Genomic DNA, 15,345 nt, shown 5'->3' with positions numbered 1-15,345 from the left:
GGGTTACACCGTGGCCTTGCTGCGGCTGACCAGCTTGGGCTCCAGGGGCGGGAAGTCATCGTTGAAGAAGGTATCCGCTTCTTCAATTTGTGCCTTGCGCTGCTTCTGGATGAAGTTGTCGAAGTCGCGCTTGATCTCGGGGTCCTTGAGGGCCTCGTAGTCGAACACGTTGGCGGCATAGAGGTAGTTGAAGTAGATGTCGACGAACTCGGCGCTGGCACAGGCGGAGGTGAACTTGCTGTTCTGGCGGTCGAAGTTGACGCGGTACTGCTTGATCTTCGGCACATAGACCAGCTCGTTGCCCACCTTGAACACTTCCACCGTGACCCCCACCGTGATGGTCTTGTAGAAGTCCTTGTTGTTCTCCACCCCGAAGCGGATGGCATCCCCCTGCTTTTGCAGGAACTTGTTGAAGCTGGCCAGCGCCGTGGTGCCCTGGCTCACCACCACGTCCATGATGAAGTTGATGAAGTCGGTGGCGATGCTGAGCCCCTTGATGTGGCGGCTGTAGCTCTGCTGATCGATCTTGCTCGGCCCCATCAGGGGGATCTTGGAGAGGGCCCTGGCCCAGAGATCCGCGTCCGTCTTGTACTGCTCGCCATAGGCTTCGGCGTAACGGTTGATGTAGGCGGTGACCACGGAGGTGATGGCGATGAGGTAGGCCTTCTGTTCCGCCAGCTTGGCCATGACGGCGGGATCGTCCAGCAGCTCGTTGGCCACGATGAACTCCACCAGACCGTCCTTGTCGGCATAGGGATCATTGCCCACCGCCCGGACGGTGTCGGGCAGATTGACGTCGTTGAAGAAGGCCTCGGCCTCGGCGAACTGATCATGGTTGCTCAGGCGGTTGGCCGGTGCCTCGCGCACCAGCTGGCAGAGCACCAGCTCGGCCTCGTAGTCCGACTCGCGCCACAGGGGGGCCTGCAACTGGTTGCCGAAGGTCTTCTTGTAGGCGAGGTTGAAGTCAAACAGCACCGAACTGCAGCCGCAATCCATGGCGAAGTCGACGGTGTAGCTCAGCGGCCCGGTGGGCAGGGGCTTGCTCATCTTCCCCTTGGCGCTGAGGTTGGCATAGCACTTGAGGTACTCTCGGCCAAACAGCTCGTAGGCACGGTTGTTGTTGAAGTTGAGCTGGAAAGTACCGGCGCTCTCGCCCCCGTTGAACAACTGTTGCACGTGACTCATCTCTCTATCCTTATGGTGAGATTGGTAGACGGGTTGACCCGGTGCCGAGTGGCTACTTCCGGGCCAGCAACAGCCTAGCGAGGGAGTGGGGGTTTGGTTACTGCGAATAATCCCAGTGGCGGGGGCGGGATCCTGGGCTAGCCCCCTGACGGGGAGTATTTCTTGTTGTGTTTCATTCGGATATGGCTGTCATGGTCCCGTCATCCGGGGCGGGACCTTGAAAAAATCGGAAAAGGGAAAGAGAGGGGCGACCCGGGGTCAGGAAAGGCCGGTTTTATCATTTGCCAGGCAAATAGAACCCGACCATTGCATGAATTTTGCAAATACCCTTTGGGGGCCCGCTCACAGGGATGGCACGGGAGGCTTGTCTATCGGGAAGCAGGCTGGCAACATTTGCGTCACATTCACTCATCGGATCAGTTTGCAATGGACCTGCAACGCCTCAAAGCCAACCTCGCCCTGCGTCTGTTCGCCTGGCGCTACATTCCCGTCATTGGTTTCTGTGCCCCCGTCATCGAGCAGATGGACGCCAGGGCGCTGCGCATCCGCATTCCGCTGGGCTGGCGCACCCGTAACCACCTGGGCAGCATGTATTTCGGGGCGCTCGCCACCGGTGCCGACCTGGTGGGGGGGCTCCTGGTCATGGAGAAGGGGCGGGCGCGGCGCAAGAAGGTGCATTTTGCCTTCAAGGATGTGCAGGGGGAGTTTTTGAAGCGCCCGGAGGGGGACGTGCAGTTTGATTGCGCGGCGGGGGAGCTTATCGACGCCATGATCGACGAGTCCCTGGCGAGCGGCCAGCGCATCAACCGCCCCATCCAGGTGGTGGCCACCTGTCCTTCGCGCAACGGCGACGAGGCCATGGCCCGCTTCGTGCTGACCCTCTCCATCAAGGCCAGCTGAAGGCCAGAGGGCGCTTGGCGCCCTTGTTCAAGCCGGGATCAGAGGATCTCGGGATTGATCCCTTCCTTCACGACCACCTTCATGCCATTGAAGTTGACCGCCCGCTCGGCCACTGTGCTGGGTAGCGCTTGCGTGGCAGGGCGTCAGGATCAGAGGAGCTCGGGGCTGATGCCTTCCTTCACGACTACCTTCATGCCGTTGAAGTTGACCACCTGCTCGGCGACTATCTTGCAGCGTTTGCGGGTCTCGACCTGACCGTCCACTTCCACCAGGCCCTCGGCGACCAGCGCCTTGGCGGCACCGCCACAATCGGCCCAACCCTGATGCTTGATCAGGTCACACAAGGCAACGAAGGGGTGACCTTCGAGCAGAAACGTCTCCATGGGAAATCCTCTAGCTGGATGAATGGCTGAAACAGCGGGGGCTCATTCTAGGCAGTTAGGCGGGGCAGGGAAAGGGTCCGGGCCGAATTGCCCCGAAAAAGGGGCGAGCACAGGCAATAAAACCAGCCCGACCGGGCTGGTTATGTCTCTGGGGGCCACTGGCGCTCAAGGGAGTTTCACCACCGCTTCCCCCGTCACGGCGAGGGCGCCGCCCTGGGTGAAGATGCGGGTGGCCAGGGTGGCGATGGGCTTGTCGCTTCGAAGGGCAATCACCTCCACCTCCGCCGGGCCGAAGCGCTTGGTCAGGCGAGCCTTCTGGCCCACGGCAAGGGGTTGTGTACTCATGCGGGTTCCTCTTCTTGCATCCTGACGCCGGCAAACACCGGATTGAGCCGTACCTTGACGTAGCTGCCGGGGGCCGCCTCCAGCCCCTCGACAGGCTGCCGGGCGGGGACGGGCTCTGCTTCGTCACGGTCTTTGATAAAGCGCATCATCTCGGGCCACCAGGAGCCGCTCTGGTGGGTCGCCCCCGCCAGCCACTGCGCCGGGCTGTCCGCCTCGACCTCGCTCTGCCAGAAGCCGAATTTGTTGGCATCCGGTGGATTGATGATGCCGGCGATGTGCCCGGATTCGGCCAGAATGAAGCGCCGTTCGCCCCCGAACAGCGCCATGCCCTGCCAGGTTCCCTGCCAGAGGGCGATGTGATCGTCCACGGCGGACACCAGCAGCACCGGGGTCTTCACCTTGGCGAGAGCGATGCGGGTGTGGCGGATCTTGAGCTCCCCCTTCACCAGCTGGTTTTCCAGGTAGAGTCGGCGCAGCAGGCTGTTGTGGATCTTGCCCGCCACGTTGGTGCTGTCGCTGTTCCAGTGCAGCAGATCGAATGCCACCGGGCTCTGGCCCTTGAGGTAGCTGTCGATGTAGTAGTTCCAGTAGAGGCTGTTCTCCCGCAGCAGACTGAAGGAGACCGCGAGCTGGCGCCCGTCCATGATGCCCCTGGCCTCGTTCTGCGCCTCCAGCGCCGCGATGATGGGCTCGTGGATGAAGATGCCAAGCTCCCCGGGCTGGGATAAGTCCAGCAGGGTGGTGAACAGGGTGGCGCTACGCACCCGCTGCTTCTGGCGCCGCGCCGCCAGCCAGCCCATGGCGAGTGACAACGCAGTGCCACCGATGCAGTAGCCGATGCCGTGCACCTCCCGCTCGCCGGTGGCCGCCTCCACGGCGTCCAGGGCGGCGATGACCCCGTCCACCACGTAGTCGTCGAGATCGACCTGCCCCTGTGCCACCCCCGGGTTGCGCCAGGAGATCATGAAGACCGTCTGCCCCTGGGCGACCAGCCAGGCCACCAGGGAGTTCTGGGGGCGCATGTCCATGATGTAGTACTTGTTGATGAAGGGGGGCACGACCAGCACCGGGGTCTTGCCCACCGTCGCTGTGGTCGGGCTGTACTGGATGAGCTCAAAGAGCTCGGTGCGCAGCACTACCCGGCCCGGGGTGGTCGCCAGATCCCGGCCGAGCTCGAAGGCGGACTCGTCGGTCAGGCGGATGTTGAGGTGATCGGCGCTGCGCTCCAGATCTTCGGCCAGGAGCGCAAGGCCGCGCACCAGATTCTGGCCGTCGGACTCCAGGGTGAGCTTGAGCAGCTCCGGGTTGGTGGCCAGGAAGTTGCTGGGAGCCATGGCGTTGACGTACTGGCGGGTGAAAAAGCGCAGTCGCTCCCGGCTCTTCTCGGGCACGCCCTCCAGGGCATCCACCGCCGCCAGCAGGTGTCTTGCGGTCAGCAGATAGGATTGCTTGAGGTAGTCATAGAGGGGTTGCTCGCTCCAGGCGTCGGCCTTGAAGCGGCGATCGCTGCGATCCGGGGTGATCACCGGCTCGCTCGGCTGGCCTGCACTCTTGAGCAGGGTGTGCTGCATCAGCTTGAGCTGATCCTGCCACCAGTTCATCTGGGACTGGATCAGCTGCCAGGGCTGCTGGCTGCCCTGCTCCAGCACCTGGCCCAGATCGTCCAGACTGGTCTGCAGCAGGGCCTGGGCGGTGCGCTCGGTCTGGGCTCTGGCCATGGCCAGCAGCTTGTCGTTGTAGTGGGCCAGGGCCTCGAACAGCGGGCCGTAAGATGATTGGCTCATGTGTTCTCCTTCACCCACGCCCGGGGCGGGCACTTGCCCGTTCTGTCGAGTCGTGGGGAGATGTGGCTGCCCGCAAGACGGGCAGCCAGGGGTTATCAGGCCTTGCCCGTGCTCTTCTTGATGCCATCTGCGGTCAGGGCATCCAGTTCTTCCTTGAACTGCTGGCCGAGGGTGCTGAGCTTCTGGATGTCATCCAGCATCTGGCGGGAGAGCTGGCTGGCGCTCTCCAGCTGCACGGTGCCGAGGGCCGCCAGGCTCTGGGCATCCTGCACCTTGCCGACGGCCTGCAACTGGTTGAGCCCCAGTTCGGCGTAGGCATTGGCGGACGCCAGTTGCAACCGGGTCAGCTGTTCGATGTTGCTGGCCAGCAGCTGGTTGTAGCGGGTGAGGGGAGCGGCAAAGCCTTGCATCTGCTCGGTAAAGCTCTTGATCACGTCCATATTCATCATGGGTCTCCGGTTCGGCAGAACACTGTTTTTGCGGGTCAATCGACCCTTCTTGCGGGTACAGCACGTCATCCCTGTGTTACGTGTTGTTTGCTCTGTTCAAACACACGTTTGAGCATTCTGCAACCAATCTACCTTTGGTATAAATGTTAGTTTCTGTTTGAATTTTCCAATCCGCCGAGAGAGCCATCCCCGGGTTCAGACGAGAGGTGACGCAGGGCAGGGGGCGGGGTCTCGTTCCCCGGGGCCTACGCTGGTACCCTTGAGCCACACCCTCTTCACAAGGAATCCCCGATGAAACCGTTCGCCCTGCTGCTCGGCTGTGGTGCCCTGACCCTCGCCGGTGTCGCCCAGGCCAGCACGCCGGTCCAGATCTCCCTGCCCGGTGTCAACCTGCCCTCGTCCAATCAGGTGGAAGGGGCAAGGGCTTCCTTCCTCTACGGCCGCACCGGCCAGGTGAAGGGGATCGATCTGCCGGTGTTCGCCCTCTCCGACGTGGATCAGTTCACCGGCCTGCAGCTTGGTGTGTTCTTTGGCGCTAGCCGGGTGCGCCATCAGTTTGGCGGGGTCGCCATCAACGCCGTCAACTGGCACGAAGGGCAGGATACCGGCCTCAATCTGGGCTTCGTCAACCTGACCAACAATGTGAAGGGGCTCAACTGGGGGGCGGTCAACATCGCCCAGGGCAATGCCCTGGCCAACGTCGGCTTCGTCAACTATGCCGAACGCACCACGTTCCAGCTGGGATTCGTCAATGCCACCAAGCACCTAGACGGCTTGCAGATTGGCCTGGCCAACTACGCCGAGAACGGCATCTTCCCCATTCTGCCCCTGATCAACTTCAAGAAATCCTTCTAGGGACCAACTTGCCCTTGCTTTAGGAGGGGCAGCCATTACCCTGTGCTCCATCAAGGCTGCACAGAGGTAACAGGGGCATGACAACGGAACACATGGACGCCATCGGCATCGGCTGGGACGTGAGGGGCTGGCAGGGCAATGCCCAGGCGGTGGCGGTGGTGGGTTGGCAGGCCCGGGAGTCGCGTCTGCACTGGCTCGGGATCTCCCCCCTGTTTCGCCTGAGCTCCCGGGTCGCGCCGGATCTGGATGCCCTGCTGCGCCCGGCCCTGCAAGACGAGGTGGCGCTGATGCAGGTGCTGGCCTGCCCGCGCCTTGCTCTCGGCATCGATGCGCCCCTGGCCTTTCCCCGCGCCCTCGCCGATCTGCTGGCGGGGCGGGGGAGCGGCTTTCCCGTGCCCCAGCGGGAGATTGACAACCCTTACGCCTACCGGGATTGCGAGCGCTGGCTCCATCAGCACTATGGCAAGAAGCCCCTCTCCGCCACCTTCGACAGGCTCGGCAACAACGCCACCCTGGCCCTCTCCATGCTGCCGCGCCTCGGGGATCTGCAACTGGTGCCAAAACGGGCGAGGGCTGCCGGGCGCGCGGTGCTGGAGGTCTATCCCGCCCTGGCCAAAATGGGGGGCAAAGCCTCTGCGGTGCGGCCCGAGCTGCAACCCCACCTGCCAGCAATCCTCATCCCTGGAACGGATCCCTATGATGCCGCGCTCTGCGCTCTGATGGCCCTGCAATTTGCGGCCGAAGGGGCCGTCACCTCGCTGCCTGCCCTGGTGGACCTGCCGGACGAGATGGCACCGGACGAAGGCTGGGTCTACCACTTCGCCCGGGATTGAGGCGCCCAAGGGCACCGCGCTCCCCCTGATGACTGCTGGCGACTCGCTGCAGCCACGGCACTGGTGACGTGACTTGCTGTCGCCACTGCGTATGGCTTGCCGTTGCCACGGTGTCAGGCAAGGGTAGGCCGCCTTTGTCCTGTGATCTTCCGACGCCTCCTTGACCCTTGCCCTTGTTGCCTTACTTTGCGACTGCCGACTGCCGACTGCCGACTGCCGACTGCCGACTGCCGACTGGCGCCTTTTCATCGGACCTCATCCTTGATCCCGACTGTTCATGGCTGGTTTAAAAATCACCTTGTATGCCATCAGACAAGAGACGTACAAGTACATTTATCACGCCGCAGCAGCGGGGAGATGGCTCCAGGGTTGTACAGAAACAGGGTAGCGGGGGTCAAATATGCGGCAGGTTAAGCCTGCAGAAGCATAAATAGGGAGTCAGGGCGTTAATTGCTGGAAGAGCCGTCTCTTCATCCGATATATTGCCTCTTTTCCTCAGGCTTCTTGTCCGGTGGTGTCGATGAAACGCATTCTCTCTATCCAGTCCCACGTGGTGTTTGGCTGTGCCGGCAACAGCGCCGCCGTGTTCCCCATGCGCCGTCTCGGCATGGAGGTGTGGCCCATCAATACGGTGCAGTTCTCCAACCACACCCAGTACGAGGCGGGTTGGCAGGGAATGGCAATGCCGGCGGGCCACATTGCCGCCTTGTGCCAGGGGCTTTGCAATATCGAGGTGCTGGCGCGCTGCGATGCGGTGCTAAGTGGCTATCTGGGCTCGGCGGAGCAGGGGGACGAGATCCTGGCGGTGGTGGCGGCGGTGAAACGAGCCAATCCGGCGGCCCTCTATTTCTGCGATCCCGTGATGGGGCATCCGGAGAAGGGGTGCATCGTCGCCCCGGGCGTCACCCGCTTTCTCACCGAGCAGGCCCTGCCGGTGGCGGACATCATGGCCCCCAATCTGCTGGAGCTGGAGACCCTGTGCGATGTCCATCTGACAACCCTGGCCCAGACCCGGGTCGCCGCACGCCAGTTGCTGGAGAAGGGGGTGAAGATGGTGCTGGTCAAGCATCTGGGTCGCGCCGCCAGCGTCCCCGGCCGCTTCGAGATGCTGCTTGCCACCCCCGAGGGAGACTATCTGATCGCCCGTCCCCTTTACGATTTCGCGCGCCAACCGGTGGGCGTGGGGGATCTCATCAGCGCCCTGATGCTGGCCAACCTGCAGGCGGGATATGATGGGGTGAGCGCCTTCGAGCGCACCAACGCCGCGGTGGATGCGGTGCTGAGACAGACCTGGGAGGCGAATGCCTACGAGCTGCAGCTCATCGCGGCCCAGAGCGCCTTTGCCGAGCCGCAGATTGCCCACAGGGCCGAGCGCCTGGCCTGACGCCATTGATCAGCCCGTGACGGGACGAGCTGATCAAGGTTCAGCTTGCGGCACTGATCGGTGTTGCATCCTGAAAATGTTCGACCCTGGGGAAGGGGTCGTAGAAGTGGTGCAGCAGGGCCTTCCACTCCTGGTACCGGGGGGAGCCCCTGAACCCCCGGGTGTGATCTTCCAGCCGCGCCCACTGCACCAGCAGCAGGTAGTGATGGGGATCGTCCAGGGCACGCTGCAACTGGTGGCCCAGGTAGCCGGGCATGGCGCTGATGATGTGCTGGGCTCGGGCGAAGGCCTGCTCGAAGTCAGTGGCCTTGCCGGGAATGATCTGCAGATGGGCGACTTCCAATATCATGATGGCTCCATGCCGATGAGTCTGGTTGAACCAAAAACCTATGTACGCCGAGCCTTGGAGGGGGCAAGACCGGCACGCTGTCCGGTCTTGCCAGGCCGTCTGCCTCAGAGCTGCTTGTAGAAGAACTGGGTGGCGGCGAGGGTGCCGTCCCCATTGCGGGCGAAGTCCGGGATCTGGCCGGCCTCCTGATAGCCGAGCTGGCGATAGAGGCTGGAGGCCACGTCGCCGACCCGGGTATCCAGCACCAGCAAGGTACGCCTGGCGTCCCGGGCCCCTTGCTCCATGGCGTTCATCAGGGCGCGGCCCACCCCCTTGCCACGGGCCTGGCTGTGGACCATCAGCTTTTCCACTTCGGCCCTGTGGCCCCCGTTGGCCTTTGTGCACAGGGAGAGCTGCAGGGCGCCCACCAGATGGTGCTGATCAAACGCCACCCAGAGCTTGCGCACTCCATCCGCCAGCTCCCCCTCGATGCCTTGCCAGTACGCCAGCCCCTGCTCTTCCTGCAGGGGAGGCAGAAAGCCCACCGAGGCACCGCTGGCCACGCAATCTTGCAGCAGGGCGATCAGCGCCGGTTTGATGCCTCTGGTGCTCTCGACCTCAAGGATCTCCATTGAATGTCCTCATCTTCTCTCTTGGCCCACGTGGGGGATTAACGTCTCGGGCGCGGACTCTCCTGCCGGTGCTATTATCATCCGGTCAGGTGCGCCGTCTCTTAATGGATCAGTCCCTGCGCTGCCAGCCACTGGAACAGCAGGCGGGAGACGGGGGAGACTTCGGCCAGGTGGCGGCTGTCCAGCCAGCGCAGCTCGGCGATCTCCGCCGAGGCGACGGGCGTGCCGTCGGCGTCCCCCGTGTAGCAACGCAGATTGACATTCACCCCTTGCGGCTTGCCGTCCGCCTGGGCGCTGAACTCGCAGGCGAACGCCAGGGTGTCGGGTTTCAGGATGACCGCGAGCTCTTCCTCGATTTCACGAACGAGGGCCGCCTCGTCGCTCTCGCCCGGCTCGCGCTTGCCCCCCGGAATGTAGTAGATGTCCTTGCCGTGGGAGCGGGCGCACAGCAGTTGTCCCTCCTTGAAGGTCAGCCAGGCGAGTTTGTCGATCATGGGCAGATTCCTCTTGTTGCCGCTTGTCAAAGGGGGGGGGCTCGCTGCTCGCACAGGGTGCGATAGGAGCGGGTTTCCCGCATCTCGGGCGCCAGTCCCAGCCGGCTAGCCAGCGCCAGCAACTGCGCGCGGTAGGCGGGCAGGGCGGTCTCGTCGTCAGTCATGATGGCGAACTCGGCAAAATCACCGACGCCTGCCAGGTGATCCACCGTGACGTGGAAGGCCCCCAGAAAATAGATGCTGCGCCGCTTGTCGATGGTCAGCACCGGCTGGTAGCCCAGGGTGCGCACCATGCTGGCCGCCTTGTCCGCATCGGTGATGTTGACCGCCTCGCAGCGATCGGGTCCGGGTCCTTTGACTATCCAGAGCCGGATGCCGCTGGGGGCCATGGTGCGGATGATCAGGCTCTTCTCTGCCCGGGCCAGGGCGCCATCTGCCGTGTCGAAGTAGCAGTCCTGCTCATGATTGTCCGCCACCATCACCTCGGGGCCGAGGGCCGTGAGGGTATGCACAAAGGCGGCGCTGTCCGTCAGGCGGTATTTGAACTCCACCTCGAAGCGCCCCTGAAAGTGGGTGGTCATGGCCTTGCGACGGCTCCCGAACGGCAAATGAATAGGGCAGCCTAGCAAAAGTGCCGGGCTCTCCCAAGCATCGGGATCACAGCTTCGCATCGACTGCCGACTTTATGACCAGATGGTGAGGGAAAATCCGCCCTGGTGCACAGCTTGTGGCCCGGTGGCTGGGCGCCGTACGGGGGCTGTGCTCTAATAAGCTCCCTCTTTGGCGGTATTTCCGCCCTGAACAACGACAACGAGGCGGCGGCCCCGGCCGCGCCAGTGGAGCCACAGATGCAGATCACCTCACAGACCCCCTTTATCGGACTGGGCGTGGCGGGCAACTTCGCCGGTCACCTGGAGCAGGCAGGGGAGGCGGCGGACTTCGTCGCCGTCAAGGTTGACGACAAGGTCGCCCCCAAGGCGCTGTTCCCCTTCTATGTGCCGAACCATCCCGGCCAGCTCGGGGTCTTTCCCCTGAGCGGCGATGCCATCTTCCTGCCGGAGGCGGCGGTGAGCGGGGACGAGAAGGTGCAGATTGAACCCGAGGTGGCACTGTGGTGCGAGCTGGAGTACGCGGGGGAGCAGGTGGTGGCCATCCATCCCAAGGCGTTTGGCGCCTACAACGACTGCTCCATCCGTCGCCCCAATGCCAACAAGATCAGCGAGAAGAAGAACTGGGGTGAAGAGAGCAAGGGGCTGGCCGCGAACCTGCTGCCCCTGACCCACTTTGCCGCAGGATGCGAGCTCGATGACTACCGCATCGCCTGCTATCTGGAGCGGGACGGGGAGCTGCACCCCTACGGGATCGACAGCGCGGCGGTGGACTACAGCTACTTCCACGGTCAGTTGCTGGCGTGGGCCATCGACAAGTTCAACCATCAGCAGGACGAAGGCCCGGCCGAGCATATCCAGGGGCTGCTGGCCCAGGCGGGGCGCCCGGCCCATGCGCTCATCAGCATTGGCGCCACCCGCTACACCCCCTTTGGCGAGACCCACTTCCTCGCTCCCGGTGACACCGCCTGCGTGGTGGTCTACCCCGCCAGTCGCTACAGCGAGAGCGACATTCGCGAAGCCATCGCGACCCGCCGCGTTGGCGCCGATGTCTCTGTCCTGCTCCAGGCGGTCAAGACCCGTTGATCGCGATGCCTTCCCAACCTGGGGAGGCATCTTCTTTCTCTATTATGCCTGCGCACACTCCATGCTGGCGTCATGCATGATCAGCCGAAAGAGGAGTGGCAGATCAGGTGGGTTGCCATGGTGGTGATCAGAGAGTGCAGGGAGCAGGATCTGGCGGCTTGCTCAGCCTTTACGCCGAGCTCAGACCACGGGATCCCGTGATGCCGCTTTCCATGGCGAGGGAGACGCTCGCGAGCCTGCTGGCCAGGCCCGAGGTGCGGATCATCGTGGCGAAGGTGGGCGGTGAGCTCGCCGCCACCTGCCAGCTCGGGGTGATCCCGACCCTGAGCAACGGCGGCAGGCCCTTTGGCATCATAGAGCACGTGGTAACGGCCTCTGCGTTCCGACGCCAGGGGCTGAGCCAGAAGGTGCTTGAACAGGCGCTCTCCCTGGCCTGGGGGCTGGATGGCTACAAGGTGATGCTGCTCTCGGGGGAAGGGCGCGATGAAGCCCATCGCCTCTATGAGAAGCTGGGCTTCAAGGCGGGCATCGAGAAGGGGTTTGTCATCAAGCAGGCAGAGGCCCAGGGCTGCACCTTGACGAGGTTCGGCCCCAAGGCTTAGCATCGGCGCTTTTGCCATAAATTGAGCCAACAATTCATGAAGATAGAACCAGCACAAACCGAGGATTACCCGGCCCTGATCGCTCTCTGGGAGGCCTCGGTACGCGCTACCCATCACTTCCTGCAAGAGGAAGACATCGCCACCCTCAAGCCTCTCATCCTCGAACACTATTTCGATGCCGTGCGCCTTTATTGCGCCAGGCAGGATGGCGTGATCGTCGGTTTTATCGGGGTGGCTGAGGGCAATATCGAGATGCTGTTCATCGCTCCCGAGGCGAGAGGGGGCGGGGTCGGCCGCCAGCTGGTGGACCACGCCATCCGTTGTCTGGGGGCGACTCGCGTGGACGTCAACGAACAGAATGCCCAGGCTGTCGGCTTCTACCAGCACCTGGGCTTCGAGGTGACGGGGCGCTCCCCCCTGGATGGTCAGGGCAAGCCCTATCCGCTGCTGCACATGGCCTTGGTCGCCGGTTAAGGGCGCCAGAGCATAAAAAAACCGCCCGAGGGCGGTTTTTTGTTGTTCAGGAGGTTTGGCTTGCGCCCCCTCACTCCTCGCTGGAGTTGTCCTGATAGTCGCCCCGCTGGGCCTTGGGTAGACGGCGCATGGGGGCGAAACCGATGTCCTCGCCCACCACTTCCCGCTTGCGGGCTGGGGCTGGCTTCTTGCCGCCATCGCTCTTCGCCTTGCTCTTGCCTGTGGTTGTTTTGCCGTTGCCACCCTTGGCGTTGGCATGGCCACGGGCGCGGGGCGGGTTTTGCACCGGCTTGCTGCCCGGCAGGGTCTGGCGGCTCGGCTTGCCGCTCGGCTCGTACCCTTCCAGGATCTCCACGGTCAGGGATTGGCCGATCAGCGCCTCGATCTCCTTGAGCTGACCCAGCTCGTCCTGGCTCACCAGGGAGATGGCCTCGCCGCCGCGCCCGGCACGGCCGGTGCGGCCGATGCGGTGGATGTAATCCTCCGCCATCTGGGGCAGCTCGAAGTTGATCACGTGGGGCAGCTGATCGATGTCCAGACCCCGTGCGGCGATATCGGTGGCAACCAACACCCGCACCTTGCCTTCACGAAAATCCGCCAGCGCCCGGTTGCGGGCCCCCTGGCTCTTGTCACCGTGGATGGCGACCGTATCCAGGCCATCTTTCTGCATCTGCTGGGCGAGCCTGTCGGCAATCTGCTTGGTGCGCACGAACACCAGCACCCGCTGCCAGTTGCCACGGCCAATCATGTGGGAGAGCATCTCCCGGCGGCGTTCCCGATCGACCTGGATGATGCGCTGGCTTACCTGCTCGGCGGCGGTGTTGCTGGGATCCACCTCGATGAGGGTGGGATCCTTGAGCAGATCGTCCGCCAGCGCCTTGATGTCATTGGAGAAGGTGGCGGAGAAGAGCAGGGTCTGACGCTCCTCCGGCAGGGCCTTCATGATGCGGCGAATGTCGGTGATGAACCCCATGTCGAGCATTCTGTCCGCTTCATCCAGCACCAGCACCTCGAGGGCGCTCAGGGTCAGGGCGCCCTGGGTCAGCAGATCCAGCAGGCGGCCCGGGGTGGCGACCAGGATGTCGACCCCGAGCTTGATGGCGTCCAGGTTCGGCTTGATGCTGACGCCGCCATAGGCGATCAGGGTACGAAACGGCAGGTGGTGGGCATATTTGATGATGCTCTCGCCCACCTGGGCGGCCAGCTCCCGGGTCGGGGTCAGCACCAGGGCTCGCACCTGGCGACGACCGCCACGGCCGTGGTTGGCCAGCAGTCGATGAAGCATGGGCAGGGTGAAACCGGCCGTCTTGCCCGTGCCTGTCTGGGCGCCGCCCAGCACGTCCTGCCCGGCCAGGATGGCGGGAATGGCTTGCTGCTGGATGGGGGTGGGTTGTTCGTAACCCAGCTCCTTGACGGCCCGCAGGATGTGCGGTGACAGACCCAGTTCATTGAATGACATGTTCGAGGGACACTCCGAGCCTTGGGCTCAACGGGTGACGGCAGCCTTGGTCCGTCACGACATGGAAAATAGGGTGGGCCGCCATCGAGGCTGGGCCTGAGCCCGGCAAAGCGACCGCACAAGAGACAGTGGGCGCGTAATATAGCAGATGCGAGGCGCACGCGCAGCAGCCGTGTCGCGAGCAGCGCACGCCTGTCAGAGCAGTCCCTCGATGGCCAGCACCAGATCCTCCGGCCTGGTCTGGGGGGCGAAGCGGTCCACCACCCGGCCTTCACGGTCAATCAGGAACTTGGTGAAGTTCCACTTGATGGCCTCGCTGCCAAGGAGCCCGGGCTTTTGCTCCTTGAGCCAGCGATAGAGGGGGTGGGCCCCGGCGCCGTTGACCTCGCACTTGGTCATTAGGGGGAAGCTGACCGGGTAGTCGAGAGAGCAGAAGCGGGCGATCTCCTCGGCATCGCCCGGCTCCTGATGGCCGAACTGATCGCAGGGAAAGCCCAGGATCTCGAAGCCTTGGGGGCCGAACTGGCGATAGAGGGCCTCAAGCCCGGTGTATTGGGGGGTAAAACCGCAGCGGCTTGCCACGTTGACCACTAGCACGACACGGCCCTGCAGATCGGCGGTGGACCAGGCCATGCCATCGAGTCGTTGCAGGGGGATGAGGGGCAGGGGCATGGTTTCTCCTGATGCAAGAGGGGCGACAAGGCGCCCGGGGGACAATCCTTGCACGTTAACGGGCCGAGGGCCGGGGAGCAAGGGGGAGGGCGTCTGTGCCCCCCAGACTCCTATTGATGGCGGGACTTCTCAAGAGAAGCAATCCGGTTTGTGCCGATGGTCCGAAGTCGCTACAAAGCGCACTCTCTCCCCTCGCTGCGAGCCTATCTTGGACTATCAAGCCGTCATGGATGCCATCTACACCCGGGGTTGGGTGATAGTGGATGATTTTTTAACCGCCGCCGAGGTGGATGCCCTCAAGGCCTGCCTGCCGGACGAGTGGCGACCGGCGGGGATCGGGCGCGAGACCCTGCATCAGGACAACCGCGATATCCGTCGGGATCAGATCCACTGGCTCGACGCCTCCCTCGGCGCGCCGGTGGCCGACTATCTGGCCCGGATGGAGTCCCTGCGTCTGGCCGCCAATCGCAGCCTGATGCTGGGGCTGTTCGACTACGAGGCCCACTTTGCCCGCTACCGTCAGGGGGACTTCTACGCCACCCATCGCGACGCCTTCGCCGGGCGATCCAACCGCCGGCTCACCTCGGTGTTCTACCTGAACAACGACTGGCAGCCAGAGGCGGGGGGAATATTGCGGGTCTATGACGACAGCGAGCAGTTTCTGATGGATGTCTCCCCCCGGGGCGGGCGGCTGGTGCTCTTCCTGTCTGAAGAGTTTCCCCACGAGGTGCTGCCCGCAAGCCGGGAGCGCTACAGCATTGCCGGCTGGTTTCGGGTCAACGGCAATGGCGCCGGGCGGGTCGATCCCCCCCGCTGAGCGCATTTCATCCTGTTTCTGACACAGGAAGAGACTTTTATCTGCCCGGGCAGGG

At 63.5% G+C, this 15,345-nt stretch carries 17 protein-coding genes and 2 pseudogenes; 8 read left to right on the top strand and 11 right to left on the bottom strand.

All coding sequences use genetic code 11. The features are described from left to right. Positions 1-3: 3 nt before the first annotated feature. Positions 4-1,185: a hypothetical protein gene (locus tag C2U47_RS21985; RefSeq protein WP_045524570.1), complete on the bottom strand. Its 1,182-nt coding sequence runs from the start codon at positions 1,183-1,185 to the stop codon at positions 4-6. A 426-nt stretch (positions 1,186-1,611) separates the two neighbouring features. On the opposite strand from C2U47_RS21985, the gene C2U47_RS21980 reads away from it, so the two are divergent. After that, a complete protein-coding gene (locus C2U47_RS21980; protein ID WP_010674883.1) occupies positions 1,612-2,085 on the top strand; it encodes a DUF4442 domain-containing protein in 474 nt (157 codons plus the stop codon). A 149-nt stretch (positions 2,086-2,234) separates the two neighbouring features. Here the strand turns inward: C2U47_RS21980 and ybcJ are convergent, their stop codons facing one another. The 4 genes and pseudogenes from ybcJ to C2U47_RS21955 form a co-directional block, all read right to left on the bottom strand. Further along, complete coding sequence (ybcJ, locus tag C2U47_RS21970; protein ID WP_103261908.1) at positions 2,235-2,468, bottom strand: ribosome-associated protein YbcJ; 234 nt, start codon at positions 2,466-2,468, stop codon at positions 2,235-2,237. Positions 2,469-2,633: 165 nt separating this feature from the next. Then, positions 2,634-2,756: pseudogene (locus C2U47_RS21965) on the bottom strand (enoyl-CoA hydratase); the annotation flags it as partial. A gap of 53 nt (positions 2,757-2,809) precedes the next feature. Then, entirely contained in the window at positions 2,810-4,597 is a 1,788-nt protein-coding gene (locus tag C2U47_RS21960) for a class I poly(R)-hydroxyalkanoic acid synthase (protein ID WP_103261906.1), read from the bottom strand. A gap of 95 nt (positions 4,598-4,692) precedes the next feature. Beyond that, positions 4,693-5,043 (bottom strand): phasin family protein, encoded by a 351-nt coding sequence (locus C2U47_RS21955; RefSeq protein WP_041211496.1) that lies wholly within the window; start codon positions 5,041-5,043, stop codon positions 4,693-4,695. A gap of 294 nt (positions 5,044-5,337) precedes the next feature. Between C2U47_RS21955 and C2U47_RS21950 the strand changes: the two genes are divergently transcribed. The 3 genes from C2U47_RS21950 (at position 5,338) to pdxY (ending at position 8,118) form a co-directional block, all read left to right on the top strand. Then, positions 5,338-5,901, top strand: coding sequence for a VC2662 family protein (locus C2U47_RS21950; RefSeq protein ID WP_010674879.1), 564 nt, complete (start codon positions 5,338-5,340; stop codon positions 5,899-5,901). Positions 5,902-5,978: 77 nt separating this feature from the next. Then, complete coding sequence (locus C2U47_RS21945; protein WP_103261905.1) at positions 5,979-6,734, top strand: DUF429 domain-containing protein; 756 nt, start codon at positions 5,979-5,981, stop codon at positions 6,732-6,734. 520 nt (positions 6,735-7,254) lie between these two features. Continuing rightward, a complete protein-coding gene (gene pdxY / locus C2U47_RS21940; protein WP_010674877.1) occupies positions 7,255-8,118 on the top strand; it encodes a pyridoxal kinase PdxY in 864 nt (287 codons plus the stop codon). Between the two features lie 40 nt (positions 8,119-8,158). Here the strand turns inward: pdxY and C2U47_RS21935 are convergent, their stop codons facing one another. The 4 genes from C2U47_RS21935 to C2U47_RS21920 form a co-directional block, all read right to left on the bottom strand. Then, the gene (locus C2U47_RS21935; RefSeq protein ID WP_010674876.1) at positions 8,159-8,467 is read right to left on the bottom strand and encodes an antibiotic biosynthesis monooxygenase family protein; all 309 of its coding nucleotides are present in this window, start codon (positions 8,465-8,467) and stop codon (positions 8,159-8,161) included. 104 nt (positions 8,468-8,571) lie between these two features. Continuing rightward, positions 8,572-9,078: a GNAT family N-acetyltransferase gene (locus tag C2U47_RS21930; protein ID WP_010674875.1), complete on the bottom strand. Its 507-nt coding sequence runs from the start codon at positions 9,076-9,078 to the stop codon at positions 8,572-8,574. 101 nt (positions 9,079-9,179) lie between these two features. Continuing rightward, positions 9,180-9,572, bottom strand: coding sequence for an NUDIX hydrolase (locus C2U47_RS21925; protein ID WP_010674874.1), 393 nt, complete (start codon positions 9,570-9,572; stop codon positions 9,180-9,182). A 26-nt stretch (positions 9,573-9,598) separates the two neighbouring features. Continuing rightward, a complete protein-coding gene (locus C2U47_RS21920; protein WP_103261904.1) occupies positions 9,599-10,153 on the bottom strand; it encodes a class IV adenylate cyclase in 555 nt (184 codons plus the stop codon). A gap of 267 nt (positions 10,154-10,420) precedes the next feature. Here C2U47_RS21920 and C2U47_RS21915 point away from each other — a divergent pair, with 267 nt between their 5' ends. The 3 genes and pseudogenes from C2U47_RS21915 to C2U47_RS21905 all read left to right on the top strand — a co-directional run bounded on the left by C2U47_RS21915 (position 10,421) and on the right by C2U47_RS21905 (position 12,342). Continuing rightward, positions 10,421-11,266, top strand: coding sequence for a DUF5718 family protein (locus C2U47_RS21915; protein ID WP_103261903.1), 846 nt, complete (start codon positions 10,421-10,423; stop codon positions 11,264-11,266). A 117-nt stretch (positions 11,267-11,383) separates the two neighbouring features. Beyond that, a pseudogene (locus C2U47_RS21910) lies at positions 11,384-11,868 on the top strand (GNAT family N-acetyltransferase). Positions 11,869-11,904: 36 nt separating this feature from the next. Next, positions 11,905-12,342 carry an acetyltransferase gene (locus tag C2U47_RS21905; protein WP_103261902.1) on the top strand — a complete coding sequence of 146 codons (438 nt, stop codon included), beginning with the start codon at positions 11,905-11,907 and terminating at the stop codon, positions 12,340-12,342. Positions 12,343-12,412: 70 nt separating this feature from the next. Here C2U47_RS21905 and C2U47_RS21900 read toward each other — a convergent pair whose 3' ends face one another. Continuing rightward, positions 12,413-13,801 carry a DEAD/DEAH box helicase gene (locus tag C2U47_RS21900; protein WP_103261901.1) on the bottom strand — a complete coding sequence of 463 codons (1,389 nt, stop codon included), beginning with the start codon at positions 13,799-13,801 and terminating at the stop codon, positions 12,413-12,415. A 195-nt stretch (positions 13,802-13,996) separates the two neighbouring features. After that, positions 13,997-14,473: a glutathione peroxidase gene (locus C2U47_RS21895; protein ID WP_103261900.1), complete on the bottom strand. Its 477-nt coding sequence runs from the start codon at positions 14,471-14,473 to the stop codon at positions 13,997-13,999. A gap of 208 nt (positions 14,474-14,681) precedes the next feature. On the opposite strand from C2U47_RS21895, the gene C2U47_RS21890 reads away from it, so the two are divergent. After that, complete coding sequence (locus C2U47_RS21890) at positions 14,682-15,290, top strand: 2OG-Fe(II) oxygenase (RefSeq protein WP_041211488.1); 609 nt, start codon at positions 14,682-14,684, stop codon at positions 15,288-15,290. The last annotated feature ends 55 nt before the right edge of the window (positions 15,291-15,345 follow it).

It is taken from the genome of Aeromonas sp. ASNIH7 (assembly GCF_002903485.1).
Lineage (GTDB): Bacteria > Pseudomonadota > Gammaproteobacteria > Enterobacterales > Aeromonadaceae > Aeromonas > Aeromonas caviae.
This window is presented reverse-complemented; position numbering and strand designations above follow the sequence as displayed.

Bases quoted from the DNA above. Each gene is read 5' to 3' on its own strand.
- pdxY (WP_010674877.1), top strand. From the start codon at position 7,255: ATGAAACGCATTCTCTCTATCCAGTCCCACGTGGTGTTTGGCTGTGCC.
- C2U47_RS21915 (WP_103261903.1), top strand. From the start codon at position 10,421: ATGCAGATCACCTCACAGACCCCCTTTATCGGACTGGGCGTGGCGGGC.
- C2U47_RS21935 (WP_010674876.1), bottom strand. From the start codon at position 8,467: ATGATATTGGAAGTCGCCCATCTGCAGATCATTCCCGGCAAGGCCACT.
- ybcJ (WP_103261908.1), bottom strand. From the start codon at position 2,468: ATGGAGACGTTTCTGCTCGAAGGTCACCCCTTCGTTGCCTTGTGTGAC.
- C2U47_RS21905 (WP_103261902.1), top strand. From the start codon at position 11,905: ATGAAGATAGAACCAGCACAAACCGAGGATTACCCGGCCCTGATCGCT.
- C2U47_RS21945 (WP_103261905.1), top strand. From the start codon at position 5,979: ATGACAACGGAACACATGGACGCCATCGGCATCGGCTGGGACGTGAGG.
- C2U47_RS21920 (WP_103261904.1), bottom strand. From the start codon at position 10,153: ATGACCACCCACTTTCAGGGGCGCTTCGAGGTGGAGTTCAAATACCGC.
- C2U47_RS21950 (WP_010674879.1), top strand. From the start codon at position 5,338: ATGAAACCGTTCGCCCTGCTGCTCGGCTGTGGTGCCCTGACCCTCGCC.
- C2U47_RS21955 (WP_041211496.1), bottom strand. From the start codon at position 5,043: ATGAATATGGACGTGATCAAGAGCTTTACCGAGCAGATGCAAGGCTTT.
- C2U47_RS21895 (WP_103261900.1), bottom strand. From the start codon at position 14,473: ATGCCCCTGCCCCTCATCCCCCTGCAACGACTCGATGGCATGGCCTGG.
- C2U47_RS21960 (WP_103261906.1), bottom strand. From the start codon at position 4,597: ATGAGCCAATCATCTTACGGCCCGCTGTTCGAGGCCCTGGCCCACTAC.
- C2U47_RS21980 (WP_010674883.1), top strand. From the start codon at position 1,612: ATGGACCTGCAACGCCTCAAAGCCAACCTCGCCCTGCGTCTGTTCGCC.
- C2U47_RS21925 (WP_010674874.1), bottom strand. From the start codon at position 9,572: ATGATCGACAAACTCGCCTGGCTGACCTTCAAGGAGGGACAACTGCTG.
- C2U47_RS21900 (WP_103261901.1), bottom strand. From the start codon at position 13,801: ATGTCATTCAATGAACTGGGTCTGTCACCGCACATCCTGCGGGCCGTC.
- C2U47_RS21930 (WP_010674875.1), bottom strand. From the start codon at position 9,078: ATGGAGATCCTTGAGGTCGAGAGCACCAGAGGCATCAAACCGGCGCTG.
- C2U47_RS21985 (WP_045524570.1), bottom strand. From the start codon at position 1,185: ATGAGTCACGTGCAACAGTTGTTCAACGGGGGCGAGAGCGCCGGTACT.